At 70.7% G+C, this 525-nt stretch carries 1 rRNA gene; it reads left to right on the top strand.

Features of this window, described 5'->3' with window-relative positions:
* Positions 1-115 (top strand): 16S ribosomal RNA (locus ACI796_RS23120); the annotation flags it as partial.
* Positions 116-525: the final 410 nt, after the last annotated feature.

Here is a 525-nt window from a genome sequence, read left to right as displayed (position 1 = left end):
CGAAGCCGGTGGCCCAACCCCTCGTGGGAGGGAGCCGTCGAAGGCGGGATCGGCGATTGGGACGAAGTCGTAACAAGGTAGCCGTACCGGAAGGTGCGGCTGGATCACCTCCTTTCTAAGGAGCACCGACCGGCCAGCTCTGCTGCGCCGGTCCAAGCCATGCCCAGGGCGTGACGGTCCACCATCCGCGGTGGGCCGCTGGTTCCTGGGGTGGTGCTCGAGGGTGGAACGCTGACCAGTTCGGCCGCCGGCGTCTGGCCGGCCTCCAGTACGGCTCCCGCGAGGGGGCAGGGACCGGGGCCGGGGCAGTCGTCCGGGGTCGTAGGCACGCTGTTGGGTCCTGAGGGAGCGGACCCCGCCGCCGGCCGTGGCCGGTGCATGGGGGTCGTTGTCTCTGTCCGGGCCCGTCCCGATTCCACATCGCTCGTCGCCGGTTCCTCCGGTGGGCGGGGCCGGTGGGGTCAGTGGGGGCGGGTGACGGGTCGGTCGTTGAGAACTGCACAGTGGACGCGAGCATCTTATGGG

It is taken from the genome of Geodermatophilus sp. SYSU D00525 (genome assembly GCF_054050475.1).
The sequence above is the reverse complement of the archived record's forward strand: the minus strand, read 5'-3'. Positions and strand labels throughout refer to the sequence as shown.